The organism is Inhella inkyongensis (assembly GCF_005952805.1).
GTDB classification, from domain to species: domain Bacteria; phylum Pseudomonadota; class Gammaproteobacteria; order Burkholderiales; family Burkholderiaceae_C; genus Inhella; species Inhella inkyongensis.
In genome coordinates, this window is record NZ_CP040709.1 from 3234772 (window position 1) to 3254802 (window position 20031).

Annotated in this window: 20 protein-coding genes; 13 read left to right on the top strand and 7 right to left on the bottom strand. The window is 65.9% G+C overall.

What is annotated here, in order from left to right; genetic code table 11:
* Window positions 1-14 precede the first annotated feature (14 nt).
* Window positions 15-1805 carry an acyl-CoA dehydrogenase C-terminal domain-containing protein gene (locus FF090_RS15270; RefSeq protein ID WP_138857537.1) on the bottom strand — a complete coding sequence of 597 codons (1791 nt, stop codon included), beginning with the start codon at window positions 1803-1805 and terminating at the stop codon, window positions 15-17.
* A 17-nt stretch (window positions 1806-1822) separates the two neighbouring features.
* A complete protein-coding gene (locus FF090_RS15275; protein ID WP_138857538.1) occupies window positions 1823-2539 on the bottom strand; it encodes a TetR/AcrR family transcriptional regulator in 717 nt (238 codons plus the stop codon).
* A 200-nt stretch (window positions 2540-2739) separates the two neighbouring features.
* Here FF090_RS15275 and FF090_RS15280 point away from each other — a divergent pair, with 200 nt between their 5' ends.
* Together FF090_RS15280 and FF090_RS15285 are read left to right on the top strand one after the other, a co-directional pair.
* Window positions 2740-3297, top strand: a complete 558-nt coding sequence (locus FF090_RS15280; RefSeq protein WP_138857539.1) for an HNH endonuclease — start codon at window positions 2740-2742, stop codon at window positions 3295-3297.
* Between the two features lie 56 nt (window positions 3298-3353).
* A complete protein-coding gene (locus tag FF090_RS15285; protein WP_138857540.1) occupies window positions 3354-3833 on the top strand; it encodes an outer membrane lipoprotein in 480 nt (159 codons plus the stop codon).
* On the opposite strand, the gene FF090_RS15290 is transcribed toward FF090_RS15285, so the two are convergent.
* A complete protein-coding gene (locus FF090_RS15290) occupies window positions 3830-4681 on the bottom strand; it encodes a 23S rRNA (adenine(2030)-N(6))-methyltransferase RlmJ (protein WP_138857541.1) in 852 nt (283 codons plus the stop codon). The two genes, FF090_RS15285 and FF090_RS15290, sit on opposite strands and share 4 nt — an antisense overlap.
* A gap of 161 nt (window positions 4682-4842) precedes the next feature.
* Between FF090_RS15290 and FF090_RS15295 the strand changes: the two genes are divergently transcribed.
* On the top strand, window positions 4843-5139 hold the full coding sequence (locus tag FF090_RS15295) for a hypothetical protein (RefSeq protein WP_138857542.1): 297 nt from the start codon (window positions 4843-4845) through the stop codon (window positions 5137-5139).
* Window positions 5140-5188: 49 nt separating this feature from the next.
* On the opposite strand, the gene FF090_RS15300 is transcribed toward FF090_RS15295, so the two are convergent.
* Both FF090_RS15300 and FF090_RS15305 read right to left on the bottom strand, forming a co-directional pair.
* Window positions 5189-7792: a bifunctional acetate--CoA ligase family protein/GNAT family N-acetyltransferase gene (locus FF090_RS15300; RefSeq protein WP_246071437.1), complete on the bottom strand. Its 2604-nt coding sequence runs from the start codon at window positions 7790-7792 to the stop codon at window positions 5189-5191.
* Window positions 7792-8715, bottom strand: coding sequence for a histone deacetylase family protein (locus tag FF090_RS15305; RefSeq protein WP_138857543.1), 924 nt, complete (start codon window positions 8713-8715; stop codon window positions 7792-7794). Before FF090_RS15305 ends, FF090_RS15300 begins: the two co-directional genes overlap by 1 nt.
* 148 nt (window positions 8716-8863) lie before the next feature.
* Here FF090_RS15305 and FF090_RS15310 point away from each other — a divergent pair, with 148 nt between their 5' ends.
* The 8 genes from FF090_RS15310 to FF090_RS15350 all read left to right on the top strand — a co-directional run bounded on the left by FF090_RS15310 (window position 8864) and on the right by FF090_RS15350 (window position 16118).
* Window positions 8864-9289, top strand: a complete 426-nt coding sequence (locus FF090_RS15310) for a c-type cytochrome (RefSeq protein ID WP_138857544.1) — start codon at window positions 8864-8866, stop codon at window positions 9287-9289.
* A 10-nt stretch (window positions 9290-9299) separates the two neighbouring features.
* The gene (locus tag FF090_RS15315) at window positions 9300-10712 is read left to right on the top strand and encodes a cbb3-type cytochrome c oxidase subunit I (RefSeq protein ID WP_138857545.1); all 1413 of its coding nucleotides are present in this window, start codon (window positions 9300-9302) and stop codon (window positions 10710-10712) included.
* 269 nt (window positions 10713-10981) lie between these two features.
* Window positions 10982-12625, top strand: a complete 1644-nt coding sequence (locus FF090_RS15325) for a nitrite reductase (protein WP_246071586.1) — start codon at window positions 10982-10984, stop codon at window positions 12623-12625.
* A gap of 66 nt (window positions 12626-12691) precedes the next feature.
* On the top strand, window positions 12692-13294 hold the full coding sequence (locus tag FF090_RS15330; RefSeq protein ID WP_138857548.1) for a NapC/NirT family cytochrome c: 603 nt from the start codon (window positions 12692-12694) through the stop codon (window positions 13292-13294).
* Between the two features lie 11 nt (window positions 13295-13305).
* Window positions 13306-14163: an ethylbenzene dehydrogenase-related protein gene (locus FF090_RS15335; RefSeq protein ID WP_138857549.1), complete on the top strand. Its 858-nt coding sequence runs from the start codon at window positions 13306-13308 to the stop codon at window positions 14161-14163.
* A gap of 7 nt (window positions 14164-14170) precedes the next feature.
* Window positions 14171-14506 (top strand): plastocyanin/azurin family copper-binding protein, encoded by a 336-nt coding sequence (locus tag FF090_RS15340; protein ID WP_138857550.1) that lies wholly within the window; start codon window positions 14171-14173, stop codon window positions 14504-14506.
* Between the two features lie 50 nt (window positions 14507-14556).
* Window positions 14557-15354: a substrate-binding periplasmic protein gene (locus tag FF090_RS15345; RefSeq protein ID WP_138857551.1), complete on the top strand. Its 798-nt coding sequence runs from the start codon at window positions 14557-14559 to the stop codon at window positions 15352-15354.
* Window positions 15351-16118: a substrate-binding periplasmic protein gene (locus FF090_RS15350; protein ID WP_138857552.1), complete on the top strand. Its 768-nt coding sequence runs from the start codon at window positions 15351-15353 to the stop codon at window positions 16116-16118. Before FF090_RS15345 ends, FF090_RS15350 begins: the two co-directional genes overlap by 4 nt.
* On the opposite strand, the gene FF090_RS15355 is transcribed toward FF090_RS15350, so the two are convergent.
* Complete coding sequence (locus FF090_RS15355; RefSeq protein WP_138857553.1) at window positions 16099-17091, bottom strand: FAD:protein FMN transferase; 993 nt, start codon at window positions 17089-17091, stop codon at window positions 16099-16101. The genes FF090_RS15350 and FF090_RS15355 overlap by 20 nt on opposite strands.
* A 10-nt stretch (window positions 17092-17101) precedes the next feature.
* Complete coding sequence (locus tag FF090_RS15360; RefSeq protein WP_138857554.1) at window positions 17102-17506, bottom strand: c-type cytochrome; 405 nt, start codon at window positions 17504-17506, stop codon at window positions 17102-17104.
* Window positions 17507-17652: 146 nt separating this feature from the next.
* On the opposite strand from FF090_RS15360, the gene FF090_RS15365 reads away from it, so the two are divergent.
* Window positions 17653-18000, top strand: coding sequence for a hypothetical protein (locus FF090_RS15365; RefSeq protein ID WP_138857555.1), 348 nt, complete (start codon window positions 17653-17655; stop codon window positions 17998-18000).
* Window positions 18001-18021: 21 nt separating this feature from the next.
* Complete coding sequence (nosZ, locus tag FF090_RS15370) at window positions 18022-19941, top strand: TAT-dependent nitrous-oxide reductase (protein WP_138857556.1); 1920 nt, start codon at window positions 18022-18024, stop codon at window positions 19939-19941.
* Window positions 19942-20031: the final 90 nt, after the last annotated feature.

The following is a 20031-nucleotide window of genomic DNA, read 5'->3' on the forward strand; positions in this document are numbered from 1 at the left end:
CGGGGCCTGAGGGTTTAGAACAGGGCTTCGTCCATCTCCATCAACGGGGCCAGACCCGCCCGCGCGGTGCGGATCAGGCTGGCCGTCTCCGGCAGCAGCTTCGCGAAATAGAAGCGAGCGGTGGCCAGTTTGGCACGGTAGAAGGGGTCGCCGGAACCCTGTTTCTCCAGGGCCACCTTGGCCATGCGGGCGAAGAAGTAAGCGAATGTCATGTGGCCGACCACCCGCAGGTAGTCCACGGCCGCCGCGCCCACTTCGTCGGGGTTGCCAAAGGCCTTCATGCCCAGCTCTTGGGTCAGCTTGTTGACCTTGTCGCCCAGATCGGCCAGCGGGTTGATGAACTCCTGCATGGCTTCGTTGACGCCCTCTTCCTCGATGAAGGCGGCGATCTTCTTGCCGAACTTCTTCAGCGTGGCGCCGTTGTTGCCCAGCACCTTGCGGCCCAGCAGGTCGAGCGACTGGATGGTGTTCGTGCCCTCGTAGAGCATGTTGATGCGCGCGTCACGCACGAACTGCTCCATGCCCCATTCGTGGATGTAGCCGTGGCCGCCATACACCTGCATGCAGTGGCTGGTGGCCAGCCAGCCGTTGTCGGTGATGAAGGCCTTGATGATGGGGGTCAGCAGGGCCAGTTCGGCCTCGGCTTCTTTGCGCTCGTCCTCGTCATCGCTGCTGATGGACTTGTCGGCTTGCAGCACGGTGTAGGCCTGCAGGGCGCGGGCGCCTTCGGCAAAGGCGCGGGCGGTCAGCAGCATCTTGCGCACATCGGGGTGCACGATGATGGGGTCGGCGGCCTTCTCGGGCGCCTTGGCGCCGGAGAGCGAGCGCATTTGCAGGCGGTCCTTGGCGTAGGCCACGGCGTTCTGGTAGGCCACTTCGGTCAGGCCCAGGCTTTGGTTGCCGACGCCCAGGCGGGCGGTGTTCATCATCACGAACATGGCGGCCAGGCCCTTGTTGGGCTGACCCACCATGGTGCCCACGGCGTCTTCCAGGGTCATCTGGCAGGTGGAGTTGCCGTGGATGCCCATCTTGTGCTCGAGGCCCGAGCAGAAGATGCCATTGCGCTCACCCAGCGAGCCATCGGCATTGACCTTGAACTTGGGCACGATGAAGAGCGAGATGCCCTTGCTGCCGGCCGGGGCGTCGGGCAGACGGGCCAGCACCAGGTGCACGATGTTCTCGGCCAGGGTGTGTTCACCCGCGCTGATGAAGATCTTGCCGCCGGTGATCTTGTAGGTGCCATCGGCTTGCGGCTCGGCCTTGGTGCGCAGCAGGCCCAGGTCGGTGCCGCAATGCGGTTCGGTCAGGCACATGGTGCCGGTCCACTCGCCGCTGGTCAGCTTGGGCAGGTAGAGCTTCTTCTGCTCGTCGGTGCCGTGTGCGTGCAGGCATTCGTAGGCACCATGGCTCAGACCCGGATACATGGTCCAGGCCTGGTTGGCGCTGTTCAGCATCTCGTAGAAGCACTGGTTGACCAGCAGGGGCAGGCCCTGGCCGCCGTAGGCGGGGTCACAGGCCAGTGCGGCCCAGCCGCCTTCCACATAGGTCTTGTAGGCCTCCTTGAAGCCCTTGGGTGTGGTCACCTCGTGGGTGCTCTTGTCGAGCTGGCAGCCCTCCTTGTCACCGCTGAGGTTGATCGGCGTGATCACCTCGGCGCAGAACTTGCCACCCTCTTCCAGTACGGCATTGATGGTGTCGGCGTCGATGTCCGCGTAGGGCGGCAGCATCTTGAGCTCGTCCACCACGTTCAGCACTTCGTGCAACACAAACTGCATGTCGCGCAGAGGCGGGGTATAGCTGGGCATGGTGGTCTCCTAAGGAATTAACGAGGTTTGCGACGGCGGGCCGCCACGGTTGCGGTGGCCAAACCGGCCGGGGTCACACAGGGAAGCACGACGCGCTCGAAGCCCTTGCCGGCACGCTCCAGCGCGCCGGCGCTGCGCAGAAAGCGCGCGTCGTGATGCAGGGACAGGATCAGTCCGTGCAGTTCAAAAAGAATCTGGTCGACATCGCAGTCGGGGCTCAGATGGCCCTCGTCGCGCGCCAGCACGATGGCCTTGTGCAGGGCCGCATGCCAGGCCTTGACCATGGTCACCAAGGCATCGCGCACGGGGCCGGGGCGGTCGTCGAACTCGACCGCGCCACTGATGTAGATGCAGCCGCTCTCCAACTCCACCGCCACCTGTCGCACCCAGTTGGCATAGAGCGCGCGCAGGCGCGGCAGGCCGCGCGCTTCATTGATGGCAGGGAAAAAGACTTCGGCCTCGAAGCGTCGGTGGTACTCGGCCACCACGGCAATCTGCAGCTCTTCGCGAGAGCCGAAGTGGGCAAACACCCCGGACTTGCTCATGCCGATCTGGTCGGCCAGGGCGCCGATGGACAGACCCTCCAACCCCATGTGCGAGGCCTGGGCCAGAGCGGTCTCCAGGATCGTGGCGCGGGTCAGCTGGCCCTTTTGCAGCGGCGCCTTGGGAGCCGGCGCAGCCGTGCGCCCACCGCGAGTGGCGGTGTGGGCAGCAGGGGCGGTGCGCAGGGTCATGGGCGAGGTCTCAGGGGAGCAGAAATAAAACGAACGGTCGTTCTATTTTTTGCGCATTGCACCCCAGGCGCAAGGGGGCAGTCACCGCCATTCCTAGGGGCCAGGTTCTAAACCAACCCCAGGGAAACCCCGGGGTGCGACCCCGACTTCGCAGCGTCACACGCCTGCGTTACGCTGACGCCGCAAGGAGGGCCCCGCCCTTGGACGTGCTGCAACTCGATATTTCCGGCCGGCCCCAGGCCTGGATCAGCGTGCGCGAGGCCGCCGTGATGGTGGTGTGCGACGCTGTGGCCTGGACCCTGGGTGAGCCCTGCGCGGTGCTCCGCGGCGGCATTCAGCGCGCCACCGGCCGGCAATCCCGCATCGAAGTGCCACCCATCATTGCGGCGCGCGGCAACATCCCCAGTCGTGCCTGGCGCACAGAGCCGGCACTGACCAATGCCAAGCTGTTTGCCCGGGATCGCTACGTCTGCGCCTACTGCGGCGTGCGCCTGGCTGAAGACGAACTGACGCGCGAACACATCCAGCCCACCAGTCGCGGCGGCCGCGACCACTGGATGAACTGCATCACCGCCTGCCGCAGTTGCAACCACCGCAAGGGCAGCCGCCTGTGCCATGAAGCGGGCATGAGCCTGCTCTACCTGCCCTATGTGCCCAGCCTGCACGAGGACATGATCCTGCGCGGTCGCCGCATCCTGCTGGATCAGATGGAATTCCTGCTGGCCAGCGTGCCGGCCAGCAGCCGGCTGCACGGCTGAGTCAACCCACGGGCGTGCCGCTGCGTTGCGCGGCCATCCTTCTTGATGGAGCTGCCATGCGCCGCCTCGCCCTGCCTCTGTTGCTCGCCGCCTCTTTGAGCGCCTGTGTGTCCGTGAGCCCTGATGTGCGTGGTCGGCACGAGGTGCAGCGCATGGCCCAGGTTCAGGACGGCACCGTCGTCTCGGTGCGCCAGGTGCGCATTGACGGCCACCAGTCCGGCTTGGGCGCCACCGCTGGCGCCGTAGCCGGTGGTATGGCGGGCGGCTCGGTGGGTGGGCGACGCGATGGCGTGGTGTTTGCCACCCTGGGCGCCATCCTGGGCGGCGTGATCGGCAATGCCATTGAGCGCGACGCCGGCAAGGATTCGGCGCTGGAACTCATCATCCAGCTGCGCAATGGCGAGCGCGTAGCCATCGTACAGGCCCAGGGCGATGAACGCTTCGCGCCCGGCGATGCGGTGATGGTGATCAGCCAGGGCCGGGGCGCACGCGTGACGCGCGCCCTGCCGCCGGTGCCGGAGCATTCGGCCCGTTAATTGCCAGCCTGAAGGCTGCCCTTGGCACCTTCGAACTGGCCCATCGCCTGGGCCAGCCAAGGCAGCTCCTCGGCGAGCATCGTGCCCAGGGTGTGCGGGGGGTTGACCACAAACATGTGGCTGCCCATCAAACCGAACCCACCGCCCTGAGCGGGGTTGACGGTGAGCTGCGCATCCAGCCAGCCCTTCTTCGCCAGGCCCTTGACGGCATTGCGCAGACGTTGCGGCAGCTGCTGCGCGTCCAGTAACTGCAGCTGCGGAATCCACACCGCGACCACGCAGTCCGGAAAGCGCGTCAAGGCCTCACGCACGGCCGCCAGGGTGCGGGCGTAGTCGGTCTTCAACTCGTAGGGCGGATCGATCAAGAGCAGGCCGCGCCGCGTCGGCGGCGGCAGCATGGCCTTGAGCGAGGCAAAGCCGTCGCTCAAATGCACCTTCACGCTCTTGTGCTCGGCCATCAGTTTTTCCAGCGCGCGCAAATCGGTGGGGTGCACCTCATAGGCATGCAGCTCGTCCTGCGGCCGCAGCATCTGGCGAATCAGGCTGGGCGAGCCCGGCACGTTCTTCAGCACGCCCGGGCCATTGAAAGCTTCCACTTGATCCAAGTAAGCCGCCACGCCCTTGGGCAAGTCCTTGCGCTCCCAGATCTTGCCAATGCCATCCAGCCACTCCAGCTTCTTGTGCGCCTCTTCGCTGCGCAAAGAGTAGGCCCCGGCCCCGGCGTGGGTGTCGATCACCCGATAGCCCTTCTCCTTCTGGTTCAGGTGCTGCAGCAGCTGCACCAACACCAGGTGTTTGAGGACATCGGCATGGTTGCCGGCATGGAAGGCGTGGCGGTAGGCGAACATGGGCGGCACTGTAGCTGGCTGGGCTGAGCGGGGCACCGAAAAAAAGTTGAGCACCCTGTCAACTAGGCCTTTCCAGGCCTCGTTGTGGGCAGCATGGAGGCCAGGCCTTCATGCTCATAAGGCTCGGAGCTTTCGAGCCGCTCACGGAAGTGAAAACCGCAATGACCAAGTCCTTTGTGCTCACCGTTCTGTTCAGTGCCCTCAGCGGCATCGCGATGGCCCAGCAGGCCCCCGCCCCGACCACCCCGGCAGCACCAGCGACCAGCCCTCAGATCAAGGCAACGCCAGCGCCCGTGGCAACGGCTGCTGCAGTGACGGCACCAGCCGCCACGCCGGCAGCCGCTGCGTCTGCAGCGCCGCAGGCAGCCCCGGCCCCAACGAAAAAGCCTGCTGCAGCGGCAGCACCCAAGGCCGCCGAAAAGGCCACCACCAAGCCCGCGGAAGCACCCAAGCCATAAGCACCGGGCGAACGGAATGAGAAGGGGGCCTGCGGGCCCTCTTCCGCTTTCAGAGCCGCTTGCGCACCATCCGGAAGTCCGGCTCGTCCTCACAGGGCTCCACACTGAAGCCCAAGGCCCGCACCAGCTTGAGCATGGCCTGGTTGTGTTTGAGCACCAGCCCATCCAGCCGCTCCAGCCCCTGCTCTCGGGCCACGGCAAAAAGGGCCTCCATCAAGCGCGAGCCCAGCCCCTGACCCGCGAAGCCGTCGGCCACCAGCAGCGAGAACTCGGCGCTGCGACCGTCGGGGTGCGTGGTGTAGCGCGCCACGCCGGCAATCTGCTCCGGGGCCTCGGGGCCTTCGCGGTGCAGGGCCAGCAGGGCCATCTCGCGCTCGTAGTCGATCAAGGTGAAGCGAGCCAGCAGCCGCGGCGGCAGTTCGGTGAGGGTGGCTGCAAAACGGTTATAGCGACTCTCGGGCGAAAGGCCTGCGACCAGGGCCTGCAGCCGTTCGGCATCGTCAGGCTGGACGGCACGCAACTGGCACAAGCGCCCATCGCGCAGCGGCAGGCCTTGGGCCAGTTGCGCCGGGAAGGGCCGAATGGCGAGGTGTCGGTAGGTGGGCTGCAGGGGCGCCTGGGCCTCGGTGGCCAGCACGATGCGCGCGTCCACCGCCACCAGGCCCTGGTCGTCGGCCAGCACCGGGTTGATGTCCATCTCGCGCAGCTGCGGCAGTTCGCAGGCCATCTCGGACACCCGCATCAGCAGGGCCTCCAGCGCCTCCATCTGGATGGCCGGCGCGCCGCGCCAGGGCCCCAGGGTAGCGGCCACGCGGGCGCGCTCTATCAATTGGCGGGCCAGAAAGCGGTTCAGCGGCGGCAGCTCCATCGCGCAGTCGTCGATCAGTTCGACCATGGTGCCGCCAGCGCCGAAGACGATCACCGGACCGAAGGGCGGCTCGTGAATCAGCCCGATATGCAGCTCGCGGGCATGCCGGGTGGCGGCCATGGGTTGCACCGTCACGCCGATGTCGCGCAGACCCGGCGCCGCCTGCTGCACCTGGCGCAGCAGGCGCTCAAAGCCATCGCGCACGGCCAGGGCGTCGGGCAGATTCAGCAACACGCCGTCCACATCGCTCTTGTGCACCCCGCTGTGGCTATCGAGCTTGAGGGCCACGGGATAGCCCAGCTGGGCCGCGATCATCATGGCCTCGTGCGCGCTGCGAGCCTGCAGGGTGCCGGTGACGGGTATGCGAAAGGCCGCCAGCAGGGCCTTGCTCTCCATTTCACTGAGCAGATGGCGCCGCTGCGCCAGCACCGTGTCGATCAACAAGCGCGCGCCGGCCAGGTCGGGCGGCGGCAGCGGTGACAAGGGCGCGGGCACCTGCTGCAGCAAGTGTTGATTGCGGTGATAGGCCGCCACATGGGCCAGCGCGCCCACGGCCGCCTCGGGGCTGCGGAAGCTGGGGATACCAGCCGCCCCGAGCTGGGTGCGGGCTTCGGCAGAGGCACCCTCCCCCATCCAACACACCAGCAGAGGCTTTTCCAATTCGGGGCGCAGGGCCAGCAGGGCCTGGGCGCAATCGGTTGCAGGACTGACCGGCAACGGCGCATGCAGGGCCAGTACTGCATCGGTGTCGGCGCGCTGCTGAAGGGCGCGCACGGCCTCACGGTAGGACTCGGCGCTGCCCTCGGCGGCTAGGTCGTGCAGGGCCGTGACGCGCAGGCCCACGCGCTCAGCCCAGTCAGCCGCCAGCACAGCCGGCCCGCCACCATTACTCACCAGGGCCAGCCCACGCTCCACCGGCCGCCCCGAGCGGCCCAAGGCGCCCAGGCATTTGGCGGCGGCAAACAGCTCGGCCGACGCATTGACTCGCACCGCCCCAGCGCGCCGCAGCGCTGCATCAAACACCTCATCACGCCCGGCGAGCACCCCGCTGTGGGTCTGCGCCGCGCGCTGGCCGTCTTGGCGGCGGCCGGTCTTGAGCACCAGCACCGGCTTGGCATGGGCGGCCAAGCGCAAGGCGCTCATGAACGGCCGTGCGGCCTCCAGCCCCTCCAGATGCACCACGATGCTGTGGGTGTGCGGGTCACTGGCCAGGTACATCAGGCATTCGGCCAGGTCCACGGCGGGATACGGGCCGATGGCCACCACCGAGGAAAAACCAATGCCATTGGCACTCGCCCCCTCCAGCAAGGCCGCGAGCAAAGCGCCCGACTGCGACAGCACGGCCAATCCACCCGCCGGCGCCAGCGGCCCCAAAGAGCTGGCATTCAGACCCAGGCGGGGGTTTTGCAGGCCGCTGCTATTGGGCCCCAGCAGGTGCAGGCCGGCACGCGCCGCCAACTCGCGCAGCTGGCGCGCCAGGGCGGCGTCCAGCCCACTGCCAGGAATCAGCACACTGCGGCAGCCAATGCGCCCGGCCAGTTCCAGGCCTGCACACAGCTCGCCCGGCGGCAGCGCCAGCACCGCCAGATCGGCGCGCGCGCGCGCCAGCTCGGCCAGGGTGCCGCTGCGGCCCACATCCAGCACCGTCAACTCGCCCTCGAACGGCTGAGCCTTCAATTGCAGGAGCATGCGATCGGCCTGAGGCGTGCGCTGCCCTTCGGGGCCTGTGAGCAGCACCACCGAACGGGGTGCCAGCAAGGGACGCAATGGGTGATGGTTGTCCATCAGGCCTCCACCAGCACACGCAAATGGGCGGCTGCGCTGCGCGCCAGCGCGGACAACGCATAGCCGCCTTCCAAGCAGGAGACGATGCGCCCCCCCGCGCTGGCCTGCGCCTGGGCCAGCACCTGCTCGGTGAGCCAACGGTAATCCGCCTCGCTCCAGCCCAGATTGCCCATGTCGTCCTCCCGATGCGCATCAAAACCGGCCGACACCACAATCAACTCAGGCGCAAAGCGCGCCAGCGCCGGTAGCCAATATTGCGTCACCGCCTCCCGCATGGCTGCCCCGCCGCTGCGCGCCGCCAACGGCGCCAGCACCACATTGGCCGCCGGCGGATGACTGTCTCGAAATGGGTAGAGATCCTGCTGATAGCTGGAGCACAGCAGCACCCGCTCATCGCCGGCAAAGATGTCCTCGCTGCCGTCGCCATGGTGCACATCGAAGTCCACCAGGGCCACACGCAGCAGGCCATGGGCCGCCAATGCATGCGCCACCCCCACGGCGGCGTTGTTGAAGAAGCAAAAGCCGGCGCCCTGGGCGCGCTGGGCGTGGTGCCCAGGGGGACGCACGGCACAAAAAGCATTCGGGGCTTGGCCACCCAGCACCAGATCCACCGCCCGCACCGCCGCTCCAGCCGCCCGGCGCGCTGCGCGCAGGGTGTAGGGGTTGATCAAGGTATCGGCATCCAGTCGGGCATAGCCCTCAGCCGGCACCTGGTCGGCCAGTTGCAGCAGCCAGGCGCGGTCATGCACGCGCTGCAACTGCTCATCGGAAGCCGCGGGGGCCTCGTGCTCCTGCATGCAGTCCAACAAACCTTTGACCAGCAAATGGTCCCTCAGGGCCGCAAGCCGCTCGGGGCATTCGGGATGGTCGGCGCCCATTTGGTGGCGCTCGCAGTCGGGATGGGTGAGGTAGGCCGTCAGCACGGCGGCATTCTGTGAGCAGCCGCATTGCGCCAAGCTGACGGCGCGCAAAAGAGCGCCCGACTGATCCATTCTTGAAGCGCTTCAAGGAAAGAAGTCACCCCCTCCCCTAGCGTGTCACCACTCCCAAAACCACGCTCGAGAGGCGCCCATGAGCCGAGGCTTTACCGCCCAAGCCGCCCGCAATATCTTCTATGGCGGGACGGTCTTCTTCTCACTGCTATTCGCAGTGATCGTGTTCGACACCGAACAGCGCACCCCCCAGCGCTCCAACGCCAGCGAACTCACGCCGGCCGTGGTGCGCGGCAAACACATCTGGGAAACGCGCAACTGCATCGGCTGCCACACCCTGCTGGGTGAGGGTGCGTACTTCGCGCCCGAGCTCGGCAATGTGTACACCCGCCGCGGCCCGGACTTCATCAAGGCCTGGATGAAGAGCCAGCCCACCGGTGCACCCGGCCGCCGGCAAATGCCCAACTTCCATTTGAACGACCAGCAACTGGACGATCTGACCGAGTTCCTGAAGTGGACCAGCAAGATCAACACCGAGAACTGGCCGCCCAACGTCGAAGGTTGAGGAATCCATCATGGCAACGACACAAGTCAAATACTCGTCGCAGGCCGTCTCGCGCCTGTACTTCATGGGAGCGATCGCGCTCTTCGTCGGCCAGATCGTGTTCGGCGTGGCCTTAGGCCTGCAGTACCTGATCGGCGACCTGCTCTTCCCCGCCATCCCCTTCAACATTGCCCGCATGGTGCACACGAATCTGTTGATCGTGTGGCTGCTGATGGGCTTCATGGGGGCGGCCTACTACATGATCCCCGAGGAGGCCGAGACCGAGCTCTACAGCCCGAAGCTGGCCATCATCCTGTTCTGGACCTTCCTGGTCGCCGGGGCGCTCACCATCCTGGGCTATCTGCTGGTGCCCTACGCCACCCTGGCGGCAGCCACCGGCAATGATGTGCTTGCCACCATGGGCCGGGAATTCCTGGAGCAACCCTTGCCGACCAAACTTGGCATCGTCGTGGTGGCGCTGGGCTTCCTGTTCAACGTCAGCATGACGGTGCTCAAGGGCCGCAAGACCGCCATCACCATGGTGCTGCTGATGGGTCTGTGGGGCCTGGCGCTGCTGTTCCTGTTCAGCTTCGTGAACCCCAGCAACCTGGTGCGCGACAAGATGTACTGGTGGTTCGTCGTCCACCTCTGGGTCGAAGGCGTGTGGGAGCTGATCCTGGGTGCCATCCTCGCCTTCCTGCTGGTCAAGACCACCGGCGTGGACCGCGAGATCATCGACAAGTGGCTCTACCTGATCATCACCTTCGCGCTGATCACCGGCATCCTGGGCACCGGCCACCACTTCTACTTCATCGGCCTGCCCGGCTACTGGCAGTGGATCGGTTCGATCTTCAGCGCACTCGAACCCATTCCCTTCTTCATGATGACCCTGTTCGCCTTCAACATGGTGCAGCGTCGCAAGCGTGAGCACCCGAACCAGGCCGCCATGCTGTGGACGGTGGGCTGCGCGGTGATGGGCTTCCTGGGCGCCGGTCTGTGGGGCTTCATCCACACCCTGAGCCCGGTGAACTACTACACCCACGGCAGCCAGATCACCGCGGCCCACGGCCACCTGGCCTTCTACGGCGCCTATGTGATGGTGGTGATCGCGATGATCAGCTACGCCATGCCCATCCTGCGTGGCCGCGAGGCCAACCCGCAACGTGCGCAGAACGTGGAAATGTGGAGCTTCTGGATCATGACCATCGGCATGGCCGTGATGGTGCTGGCCCTGACGGGCGCCGGCATCCTGCAGATCTGGCTGCAACGCATCCCGACCGAAGGCGCGATGGGCTTCATGCAAACCCAGGACCAGCTGCGCTTCTTCTACTGGCTGCGTCTGGCCGGCGGTGTGGGCTTCCTGATCGGTTTGCTGACCTGGCTGGCGAGCTTCTTTGTCACGGCCGGTGAGGACGAACCGCAAGGCCAACTGGCCCGCGCCTGATTGATTCAACTCCCTCAAGGCCCGGCACTGCCGGGCCTTTTTCTTTGGGACGGCACGGCCGCTATGGCGCCAGCAACACACCCTGCACCCGCTTGAACCACTTCAAGGAAGTGAAGTTCGTCACAGGGAACCATGGCGTTGCTCTGAGCGAGGACATGCAGCCCTCGATGGGCCCATCGAACCCGATGGATTCGTGCTGCAGGGCCGGACCCAACCGGTCCGCCAATAGGAGTGCAAACATGCTTTCTCCCAAACTGTCCACGCTGGCCATGAGCGCCTTGCTGGCGGTGGGGGTGCAGGCCCAAACGGGCGCCCCCGAAATGACCCAGGCCGAGATCGAGACCGGCAAGAAGATTTACTTCGAGCGCTGTGCCGGCTGCCATGGCGTGCTGCGCAAAGGCGCCACCGGCAAGAACCTGGAGCCGCACTGGAAGAAAACCGCCAAGGATGGCTCGACCCAGGAGGGCGGCACCCTGAAGCTGGGCACCCAGCGCCTGGAAAAGATCATCGGCCTCGGCACCGAGGGCGGCATGGTCAATTACGACGACATCCTGTCCAAGGACGAGATCAACATCATGGCGCGCTACATCCAGCGCACCCCCGATGTGCCGCCCGAGTTCAGCCTGAAAGACATGGAAGCTTCCTGGAAGCTGCTGGTGCCCGTGGACCAGCGCCCCAAGAAGCAGATGAACAAGATCAATCTGAAGAACGTCTTCGCCATCACCCTGCGCGACACCGGCAAGCTGGCGCTGATCGACGGCGACACCAAGCAGATCTGGCAGGTGCTGGACACCGGCTACGCGGTGCACATCTCGCGCATGTCGGCCTCGGGCCGCTATGTCTACACCGTGGGCCGTGACGGCCTGGTGACCCTGATCGACCTCTGGTACGAGACCCCGACCACGGTGGCCACGGTCAAGCTGGGTGCCGACGCCCGCTCGGTGGACACCTCGAAGTTCAAGGGCTATGAGGACAAGTACCTGATCGGCGGCACCTACTGGCCGCCCCAGTACTCGATCATGGACGGCGAGTCGCTCAAACCCATGAAGATCGTCTCGACCCGCGGCAACACGGTGGATGGCGAGTACCACCCCGAGCCACGCGTGGCCTCCATCGTGGCCTCGATGAGCAAGCCCGAATGGGTCGTGAACGTCAAGGAAACCGGGCAAATCATGTTGGTGGACTACACCGACATCAAGAACCTGAAGACCACGACGATCGAGTCCGCCAAGTTCCTGCACGACGGGGGCTGGGACATGAGCAAGCGCTACTTCCTGGTGGCCGCCAATGCCTCGCACAAGATCGCAGCAGTGGACACCAAGACGGGCAAGCTCGCCGCCCTGGTGGACACCAAGAAGATCCCGCACCCGGGCCGTGGTGCCAACTTTGTGCACCCGACCTATGGTCCGGTGTGGGCCACCGGCCACTTGGGCGACGCGGTGATCACCCTGATCTCCACGCCCTCCGAGAAGAAGGAACACGCCAAGTTCAAGGCGCACAACTGGAAGGTCGTGCAAGAGCTGAAGACCGGCGGCGCGGGCAATCTGTTCGTCAAGACGCACCCCAAGTCCACCCATCTGTGGGCCGACATGCCGATGAACCCCGAGCGTGAGAACGCCGAGGCCGTCTATGTGTACGACCTGAAAGATCTGAACAAGGCCCCGGTCAAGCTCGACGTGGCCAAGGACAGCGGACTGCCCGAGACCAAGGCCCTGCGCCGCGCCACCCACCCCGAGTACAACGAGGCGGGCGACGAGGTCTGGATCAGCCTGTGGGGCGGTAAGACCGATCAGAGCGCCATCGTCATCTATGACGACAAGACGCTCAAGCTGAAGAAAGTGATCACCGATCCGCGCATCGTCACGCCGACCGGCAAGTTCAACGTCTTCAACACCCAGCACGACGTCTATTGATGTCCGTGCGGCCCTGGCGGGTTCGCCCGCTGGGGCCTTTCAAACCTAGAACAACAAGGAGCCCCCATGTCCACCTCCGACTCTCGGCCCGGACTGCTCAAACGCCTGTGCGGCGGGCTGTGCCAGCCCAGCCGCTTCTCTCTCGGTGCGCTGCTGCTGTTCGGCGTGATCGCGGGCGTGGTGCTGTGGGGCGGCTTCAACACCCTGCTGGAAGCCACCAACAAGGAAGCCTTTTGCATCAGTTGTCATGAGATGAAGGACAACGTGTACAAGGAATATTCCGAGAACACCATTCACTACACCAACCGAACCGGTGTACGCGCCACCTGCCCGGACTGCCATGTCCCCAAGGAATGGTGGCCCAAGATGAAACGCAAGATCCAGGCCTCGCGTGAGCTTTACGGCAAGGTCATGGGCACCATCGACACACGCGAGAAGTTCGAGGCCAAGCGCCTGCAACTGGCGCAAAGCGAGTGGGCGCGCATGAAGGCCAACGACTCGCTGGAATGCCGCAACTGCCACACCCTGACCAGCATGGACAAGGAAAAGCAGAAGCCGCGCGCCAAGAAGAGCCACGAGCTGGCCGCCAAGAACAACGAGACCTGCATCGACTGCCACAAGGGCATCGCCCACCACAAACCCAAGGGCATGCCCGAGGACGAGGAATAAGGAGCCACGCCATGAACAAACTCAACGCCATCGCCGCCGCCCTGCTGGTTTCCACGGGTGCAGCCCATGCCGCCGCGCCAGATTGGAGCAAGGTCCCCGCCGCCAAGTTCACCGTCTTCTACCCGGGCGCCTCGCCGATCGAGTGGATCACCAAGGGCAGCGAGCACGGCGGCGCCCGTGCCCTCAAGAAAGGTGAGAGCTGCGCCAGCTGCCACCACGAAGAAACGGCCGACATGGGCAAGAAGATGGCCAGCGGCCAGAAGAACGAGCCCAAGCCCATCAAGGGCAAGGCGCCGGCCATTCCCGTTGCCGTGCAGGCCGCGCATGACGGCGCCAACCTCTATCTGCGCTTCAGCTGGAAGCAGCCCGCGGGCGGCGCCGAGAAGATGGACAAGGACAACGCCGTCAAACTGGCCGTGATGCTGGAGGACAACAAGATCACCCGCGCCAACCTGAGTGGCTGCTGGGAGACCTGCCACGGCGACAGCCGCACCATGCCCGAGGGCAAGGACGACAAGAAGACCAAGTACGTGGCCGACGCCAACCTGGCCGGCGGCAAGTTCTACGACCTGATCCAGTGGACCAGCAAGGGCGGCAAGTTCGACGGCCATGTGGCCGACAAGCGCGTGATGGAAGGCGGCAAGGCCCTGGTGGATGCCAAGGGCGAGAAGAAGGGCGACGAGTGGGTCGTGGTCTTCACGCGCAAGCTCAGTGGGGGCGAAGGCGATATCGCGCTGGCTCCGGGCAAGACCGTGAACTTCGGTTTTGCCATCCACGACGACCACGCCGCCGGCCGCTTCCACCAGGTCTCGCTGGGCTACACCCTCGGTCTGGACGCCAAGGCCGACCTGACCGCGAACAAGCAGTAAGTTCGCCATGCAGCGCCGCCCCTTCTTCGGTTTACTGGCCTTGCCGGTTTCGGCGGCGGCGCTGCTGGCACCTCGCGTGGGGGCACAGTCCCGCGCTCCCCACGAGGTCACCATCTCGGGCATGCAGTTCATGCCCGCTGAGTTGCAGGTGCAAAGCGGCGAAACGGTGCGCTGGACCAACCAAGAAAAGCGCACCAGCCATTCGCTGCTGTTCGCCGACCAGCCCGAGAGCGAGCGGCTGCTGCCCGGCGAGCACTGGGAGCGCCGATTCGACCAGGCCGGAGACTACCCCTATGTGTGCGGTCCGCATCCGGACATGAAGGGCCGCATCCTCGTGCGTTGACCGGGAAAGTCGGCACGGCGGGACCGAGCCTGAGGCGCTACGCTGACGCCATGGGTCGGCATTTGTTCATCGTTATCGCACTCCTGCTGTGTGGGCATGCTCTGCCCAGCGCGGCCGCCACCTTGCCGACGTTTAGCTTTTGTGACGACGCCAATGAGTGGCCCCCCTACACCCAGTACCGCCGCGAGGGTGGCCAGCGCACCCAGGAACTGACCGGCTTCACGGTCGAACTGCTGCGCCTGCTGGGCCAGCGCCTGGGCTTTGAACCCCGCATCGACATGCTGCCCTGGAAACGCTGCCAAGAGGCCGTGCGCCAGGGCGAGCGGATCGGGTTGCTCAATGCCATCCGCACCCCCGAGCGCGAACGTGATTACCTGATCAGCCCGGTGATCTACGAGACCCGCCTGCTGGTGCTGTGGCGGCGCAGCCAGTTTCCGCAGGGCCTGACGCTGCGCACCCAGACCGATCTGCTGCCCCTGCGCATTGGGGCACTGCACGGCTACAGCTATTCGCAGTTGGACGCCGTGCCCAGTGATCGGCTGATCCGTGCCCCCAACTACGGCTCGCTTCTGCAGATGCTGAAGTTGCAACGCGTGGATGTGGCCCTGATCAACGAAGGCGTGCTGCTCGGACTGGCCGCCCAAGAGCAGCTGCCAGCCGACTGGGATCGCGAACTGGTGCGCGGTGAGATTGCCGATCGCCTGCCCAGTCGCTTTCACCTCATGCTCAGCCGCAAGCATCCCCAAGCCGACGCACTGCACCAGTCCATCACGCAGGAGTTGCAGCAAATGCAGCGCTCAGGCGAGTTGGCACGCCTGCGTACCCAGTGGCTGGACAGCCTGCCGTGAAAGCCTTCACCCGGCGCCACAGTTTCGGGCTGGGGCTGGGCTTGAGTTGCGCACTGGCGGGCGCCGCTCATTCAAACCCGGCTGCGCGCCCCTTGCGCATCGGCAGCTTTGGCGTCACCCCGTATGTGATGGATGCTGGCCGAGGGCCGATCGGTGCTCTGGTGGACTACTTCGCCAAGGAAGTGGCGCCGCATGCGGGTCTGGCCTTGCAGTGGCAGAGCTTGATGACCGTGCCCCGGCTGCTGCGGGAGTTGCAAGAAGGCGGCGTGGACTGCTGCCCCATGTTGACCGCGACCCCGGAGCGATTCACGCAGGTGCGTTTCGCAGCCCAAAGCCATTGGCGCTTCGAGTCCGTACTGGCCTTGCGACCCGACCATCCGCTGGCCGACAAGGCCCGCCTTCAGCCCGAAGACTTGGATCGGCATCGCATCGGCTGGATCCAAGGCAGCCCGCTGCCGCCCGAACTGGAGCGCCCGCGCATCCAGTGGGACCTGACCAGCGTGCTGGTCTGGGAGCGCAGCATCCTCACACGGGTGGCGCGCGGCCAACTCGATGGCGGGTATTTCTCCAACCCCGCCACCCCCGCCTGGCATGCGCGTGCCGAAGGCCTGGAGTTGGCGCTACGCCCCTTGGACGTGCCCATCCGGGCCCTCTACACCGCCTTCAGTCCGCGCTTGGATCCTGCAGTTCAGGCACGCATCGAGGCCGCCAATGCGAGCCACGCAGCACGGCTGGAGACCTACCTCAAGCGCTGGCTAGCCTAAGACTGAGGCTTTGCCACCGACGCGCCCCCGGCGCGACGGCCACCGCCTGAATCGATGGACCCGTCCAGCGCTCAATCGCGCCCAAGCCACGCACCATCAGGGCCGTCCCCAGCCCGTTGATCGATCGCCAGTCCGAGGCCATCAGGCTGATGCCGTGCAAGCCCTGCGCCGGCTCGCCGCTGCGCGGGTCCAACACATGGTGATAGAGGCGGCCCTGGTGCACAAAGCTCCGCTCATAGTCCCCTGAGGACGCCACCCAGCCGTCGCGCACGGCGACCGTGCCCAGCAGTCGCTGGGGCGCCAGCGGGTCGCGCAAGCCCACCCGCCAAGGCCGGCCGTCGATTTGGCCCATCGCGCCGATGTCACCACCGCCATCGATGAGTGCATCTCTCAGCCCGTGCTGACGCAAGGTTTGCAGTCCAGCGGCCAGGATGGGTAGCTTGGCGATACCGCCCAGATCCAGGCGCATGCCAGGGCGGTTCAGCAGCACCTGCTCACCGTCGATCTCGATGGCGCGCCAATCCACCTGGCGCGCCTGGGCTCGCAGGCGCTCGGCGCTGGGCGGCTGAGAGACTGGTTCGCCCGACTCGAAATGCCAATCACGGTAAGCGCCCACTGTGACGTCAAAGGCCCCCGCACTGCGGGCCGACACCGTCCGAGCCTGCTGCAACACCGCCACCAGCTCGGGCGCCACCCGCAGGGGCTGGCGACCGGCTCGCGCGGCCAGTGCGGCCACGGGGTTGTCGTCGCGATAGCGACTGAGCAGGGCCTCCAGCCGCGCCATCTCGGCCCAGGCAGCCGCCAGGGCGGGCGCCAAGTCTGCTGCACGGCCGGGCGCCACGATCTGCACCCGCGTGCCCATCAGGACCCTGCTCTGGCGCTGCACGTCGGGCCCTGCCAGCGCCAGCTCCATGCAGGGCGCCAACAGCGCCCCCTGAGCGAAGCGACGTCGGTTCAAACGCGGCAGGCCCATCGTGTCCGCCTTACTTCGATTGCCCGACCATGAAGTCGACCGCCGCCTTGACCTGCTCATCGGTCAAGGAAGCGCCACCGCCGCGTGCGGGCATCATGCCCTTGGTGCCGGTGAAGCCCTCGATGGCGTGCTTGTAGAGCGTGTCATTGCCCTGGGCGATGCGCGGTGCCCAGTCGGCTTTGTCACCAGGCTTGGGCGCGCCGGCCACACCCGCACCGTGGCACATCGCGCAGGTCTTGCCGTAGATGGACTTGCCGAGTTCCGCTGTGGGTGACGGTGCGGCGGCAGGCGCCGTATCAGCAGCCACCGGCTGGGCGGGGGTGGTGCTGGCCGCCGGGGTCTCGTCCTTCTTGCCACAGGCCGTCAGCAAAACAGCCAGTGCCAAAGGGGACAGGGCGATGGAAAGCTTTTTCATCGGGGTCTCCGAGAGATTGAACGCGCGCATGCTCGCCGCGCTCCCCGCCGGCGAACAGGGACTGGATCAAGGAATCTCGAAATCCGGACCTTCTTGAACTGGTTCAAGGCGCGCCCCCCCTAAGGAGCGAAGGATGCGCTCCGTCCATGAGCCACCCTACCCTGCCCCTCACCTTCCACCGGCTGCGCCCCTTGCGCCGCTGGGCCAGTGGGGTGCTGCTGCTGTGGTTGCTGACCCTGGGCGCGGCCGTGGCGTCCCCGTGGCTGCGCGCCAGCGACGACCTGTGCCGCAGCCCCGATGCCGCCCTGGTGCCGTCCGATCACAGTCTGCAGTGCGCCGCCTGCCTCCCGGCCGTTGCGCCGCCGCCGGTCGAGCTGCAGCCGCCCCCCCTTCCCGCCTTGCCGCACGCACCGGCCCTGCGCCGGCCCTGCGCCGAGATCCCCGCTTCCTACCTGGGCACCGCGCTGGCACGCGGCCCGCCCGCCTCTTTCTGAACCACGACCCAAGGTGATGCCATGAGCGACAACAAGACCCCCCAAGAAGCCACGCCCGAGCTCGGTCGTCGGCGCTTCTTCAACACCACCGCCATCGTTGGCCTGACGGCCGGCCTGGCGGCCTGCTCGGACAAGGGCGGCAACGCCACCGCTCCGGCAGCCGGCAGCGCGCCGGCCGGCCACGCGACGGCCGCCAATGCCTCCCACTTGAAGCCCGGTGAGCTGGACAGCTACTACGGCCTGTGGAGCGGCGGCCACACCGGCGACGTCCGCGTGCTGGGCATCCCCAGCGGACGCGAAATCCTGCGCATCCCCTGCTTCGTTCCCGATGCGCTGGTGGGCTGGGGCCACACCAATGAGTCCAAGAAGGTCATGGGCACCAAGGCCGATGGCTCGCTGCGCTACACCGTGGCCGACACCCACCATGTGCACGCCTCCTACAAGGACGGCAACTACGACGGCCGCTACGCCTGGGTGAACGACAAGATCAACAGCCGCGTGGCGCGCATCCGTCTGGACTACTTCGTCTGCGACAAGATCACCCAGCTGCCCAATGTGCAGGGCTTCCACGGCATCTTCCCGGACAAGGCCGATCCGGTCGATCCGGCGATCAACTACACCACCCGCGTGTTCTGTGGCGGCGAGTTCAGCATCCCGCTGCCCAACGCCGGCACCGAGGACGAGAAGCAGTACCGCTCGCTGTTCAGCTGCCTGGACGCCGAGACCATGGAAGTGCGCTGGCAGGTGCTGCTGGACGGCAACTGCGACCTGGTGGCCACCAGCTACGACGGCAAGCTCGCCGCCACCAATCAGTACAACACCGAGATGGGCGCCAAGTACGAGGACATGATGTCCGCCGAGCGCGACAGCTGCGTGTTCTTCAACATCGCCCGTATCGAAGCGGCGGTGAAGGAGGGCAAGTTCAAGACCATCGGCAGCTCCAAAGTGCCGGTGGTGGACGGCACCCGCGAGTCCAACAAGGACCCCAAGACGGCGCTGACGGCCTATGTGAGTGTTCCGAAGAACCCGCACGGCGTGAACGCCAGCCCCGACGCCAAGTACTTCATCTGCGCCGGCAAGCTCTCGCCCACCGCCACGGTGATCGAACTGGCCAAGGTGCTGGAGTGGTTTGACGGCAAGCTGGAGAAGCTCGACGGCGCCATCGCCGCCGAGGTCGAACTGGGTCTGGGCCCGCTGCACACCGCCTTCGACGGCCGCGGCAATGCCTTCACCACCCTGTTCCTGGACAGCCAGGTGGTCAAGTGGAACGTCGAGAAGGCCATCGCCTTCCACAAGGGCGACAAGGCCGCCAAGTACGTGGTGGACCGCATCGACGTGCACTACCAGCCCGGCCACATCAACGCCTCGCAGAGCGAGACCAAGGCCGCCGACGGCAAGTTCCTGGCCGTGGGCTGCAAGTTCGCCAAAGACCGCTTCCTGCCCGTCGGCCCGCTGCACCCCGAGAACGAGCAGTTGATCGACATCAGCGGCGAGAAGATGGCCCTGTTGGGCGACCACCCGGTGCGTGGCGAGCCGCATGACTTCATCTTCTTCAAGCGCGATCTGCTCAAGCCCAAGGCCGTCTACAACATCGACGAGTTCCCGCACGCGGTGAAGGATGCCAAGGACAGCGGCGTGACGCGCAACGGCAAGAAGGTGACGGTCAAGATGACCTCGCTGGCCCCAGCCTTCAGCTTGCGCGAGTTCAAGGTTCGACGTGGTGACGAAGTGACCCTGATCCTGACCAACCTGGACAAGGTGCAGGACTTGACGCACGGCTTCGCGATCCCGGGCCACAACGTCAACTTCATCGTCAACCCGCAGGAGACGGCCTCGGTCACCTTCACGGCCGGTGAACCCGGCGTGTACTGGTGCTACTGCACGCACTTCTGCCATGCGCTTCATCTGGAGATGCGCACCCGCATGATCGTCGAGGCGTGATGGTGCCTGGGGCGGCGGCCCTGCCGCTGCCCCTCAATCGAATGGGAGGGCTTGTGAACCGACTCGAGCCCGGAACACAGGCTGAATAAC

Bases quoted from the DNA above. Each gene is read 5' to 3' on its own strand.
- FF090_RS15340 (WP_138857550.1), top strand. From the start codon at position 14,171: ATGCAGCGCCGCCCCTTCTTCGGTTTACTGGCCTTGCCGGTTTCGGCG.
- FF090_RS15330 (WP_138857548.1), top strand. From the start codon at position 12,692: ATGTCCACCTCCGACTCTCGGCCCGGACTGCTCAAACGCCTGTGCGGC.
- FF090_RS15315 (WP_138857545.1), top strand. From the start codon at position 9,300: ATGGCAACGACACAAGTCAAATACTCGTCGCAGGCCGTCTCGCGCCTG.
- FF090_RS15360 (WP_138857554.1), bottom strand. From the start codon at position 17,506: ATGAAAAAGCTTTCCATCGCCCTGTCCCCTTTGGCACTGGCTGTTTTG.
- FF090_RS15355 (WP_138857553.1), bottom strand. From the start codon at position 17,091: ATGGGCCTGCCGCGTTTGAACCGACGTCGCTTCGCTCAGGGGGCGCTG.
- nosZ (WP_138857556.1), top strand. From the start codon at position 18,022: ATGAGCGACAACAAGACCCCCCAAGAAGCCACGCCCGAGCTCGGTCGT.
- FF090_RS15345 (WP_138857551.1), top strand. From the start codon at position 14,557: ATGGGTCGGCATTTGTTCATCGTTATCGCACTCCTGCTGTGTGGGCAT.
- FF090_RS15335 (WP_138857549.1), top strand. From the start codon at position 13,306: ATGAACAAACTCAACGCCATCGCCGCCGCCCTGCTGGTTTCCACGGGT.
- FF090_RS15295 (WP_138857542.1), top strand. From the start codon at position 4,843: ATGACCAAGTCCTTTGTGCTCACCGTTCTGTTCAGTGCCCTCAGCGGC.
- FF090_RS15285 (WP_138857540.1), top strand. From the start codon at position 3,354: ATGCGCCGCCTCGCCCTGCCTCTGTTGCTCGCCGCCTCTTTGAGCGCC.
- FF090_RS15275 (WP_138857538.1), bottom strand. From the start codon at position 2,539: ATGACCCTGCGCACCGCCCCTGCTGCCCACACCGCCACTCGCGGTGGG.
- FF090_RS15325 (WP_246071586.1), top strand. From the start codon at position 10,982: ATGAGCGCCTTGCTGGCGGTGGGGGTGCAGGCCCAAACGGGCGCCCCC.
- FF090_RS15290 (WP_138857541.1), bottom strand. From the start codon at position 4,681: ATGTTCGCCTACCGCCACGCCTTCCATGCCGGCAACCATGCCGATGTC.
- FF090_RS15270 (WP_138857537.1), bottom strand. From the start codon at position 1,805: ATGCCCAGCTATACCCCGCCTCTGCGCGACATGCAGTTTGTGTTGCAC.
- FF090_RS15365 (WP_138857555.1), top strand. From the start codon at position 17,653: ATGAGCCACCCTACCCTGCCCCTCACCTTCCACCGGCTGCGCCCCTTG.
- FF090_RS15310 (WP_138857544.1), top strand. From the start codon at position 8,864: ATGAGCCGAGGCTTTACCGCCCAAGCCGCCCGCAATATCTTCTATGGC.
- FF090_RS15300 (WP_246071437.1), bottom strand. From the start codon at position 7,792: ATGGACAACCATCACCCATTGCGTCCCTTGCTGGCACCCCGTTCGGTG.